Here is a 1,832-nt window from a genome sequence, read left to right on the forward strand (position 1 = left end):
CGGGGCGTGGGCCTGCGCCACGACGTCGGCCGGGTTCACCGGCGCCACCGCACCCTCGACCGCCGCGCTGGGGGCGGGCGGCGGGACGACGGCGGCCCCCGCGGCCGCGCCCGCGACGGCCGCGGCGGCGGACGGACGGCTGGGGGTCCCCGAGGGACGACGGCGCGCCGCCGGCGGGCGGCTGACCGGCTTCACCGGCTCGTCGTCGAGGAGCGCCTCGCGGACGATGCGGCGCGGGTCGTACTGGCGGGGGTCGAACTTCGCGAGGTCGTCGAACTCCGGCCCGAGCTCCTCCCGGACCTTCTCCTTGGCGCCGGTGGCCAGCTTCTTCAGCTCCCGGGTGAGCCGCCCGAGCTGCTGGGCGAGGGCGGGCAGGCGCTCGGGGCCGATGAGCAGGAAGGCGAGCACGAGCAGGACGACGAACTCGCCACCGGAGATACCTGGCACGCCCTCAGGATAGTTCGCCCGCGCGCACCGAAGGACCGCGCGCAGCGCCGGAGCGCCGCCGCCCGGCGCGGGCGCTCAGTCGGACTCCTCCTCGCCCAGGACCACGGAGACCGTCCGTTCCTGGTTGCCGCGGCGCACCTTGAGCTCGACGGTGTCCCCCGGGGCGCGGGAGCGGATCGCGACGATGAGCTCGTCGGGGTCGGTGACCGGCCGCCCGTCGATGCTCAGGATGACGTCGCCCGGCTCGATCCCGGCCACGTCGCCCGGGCCGCCCGGGGTCACGGCCGGCTGGCCGCCCTGGGTGCCGGTGAGCACCTGGACGCCCTCGCCGGTGTAGCGGGTGTCGAGGGCGACGCCGATGACGGGGTAGGTGGCCCGCCCGTCGGCGATGAGCTGCTCGGCGGTGCGGCGCACCTGGTTGGAGGGGATCGCGAAGCCCAGCCCGATGCTCCCGGTGGCCTGGGAGGAGCCCGACGCCTGGGCGATGGCGGTGTTGATGCCGATCACCTGGCCGGCGCCGTCCACCAGCGGCCCGCCGGAGTTGCCGGGGTTGATCGCGGCGTCGGTCTGGATGGCGTTGATGAAGGTGGAGGCGCCCGGCCCGCCGGCGCGCACCGGCCGGTTCAGGGCACTGATGATGCCGGTGGTGACGGTGCCCTGCAGCCCCAGCGGGGCGCCGACGGCGACGACCGGGTCGCCCACGGCGACGGTGTCGGAGTCGGCGAGGACGAGCGGGGCGAGCCCGGTGCGGTCGACCTTGAGGACCGCCACGTCGTACTCGGCGGTGCGCCCGACGACGTCGGCCTGCGCCTGGCTGCCGTCCGCGAAGACGACGAGGACGCGCCCGCCACCGTCCGCCGCGGCCTGCACGACGTGGTTGTTCGTGACGACGTAGCCGTCCTCGCGCAGGATCATCCCCGTGCCCGACGCGCGCTGCCCGCCCGCGGACGTCTCGATGTAGACGGTCGAGGGCAGCACGGTCTTGGCGATGCCGGCCACGGAGTCCGGCGCGCGGTCGACCTTGCCGCCGGAGGACGTGGGCAGGGTGCCGGCGCGGGCCTCGCCGACGCCGAAGACCGCCCGCGCGCCCAGGCCGCCGAGCAGCAGCCCGGTGAGCAGGGCGACGAGCACGAGGAGGACGACGACGCCGCGGGCCACCCCGGGCCGGCCCGCCGGGGCGGCGTACGGGCCGGGGACGAAGCCGCCCGCTCCGGCCGGGTGCGCGGGCGGGTGGCCGGCCGGGCCGGCGTGGTCGCCGCTCCCGGTGTGCTCGGCGGGCCCGGCGGGCTGGACGTCGCCGGCGTGCTGCCCGGTCGCGGTCACCGCGTGCGGCGCCCCCGGGGTGGCAGGGGCCGGCGGGGCACCCGCGGGCGCGGTCCCGGGTG

Annotated in this window: 2 protein-coding genes; both read right to left on the reverse strand. The window is 77.7% G+C overall.

Annotated elements, in window-relative coordinates:
• On the reverse strand, positions 1 to 447 hold a 447-nt coding region (locus GD970_RS21320), incomplete at its 3' end, for a twin-arginine translocase TatA/TatE family subunit (protein WP_152204882.1).
• Positions 448 to 522: 75 nt separating this feature from the next.
• A partial coding sequence (locus GD970_RS21325) for a S1C family serine protease (RefSeq protein WP_152204883.1) occupies positions 523 to 1,832 on the reverse strand: 1,310 nt, incomplete at its 5' end.

The organism is Georgenia thermotolerans (assembly GCF_009193185.1).
GTDB classification, from domain to species: domain Bacteria; phylum Actinomycetota; class Actinomycetes; order Actinomycetales; family Actinomycetaceae; genus Georgenia; species Georgenia thermotolerans.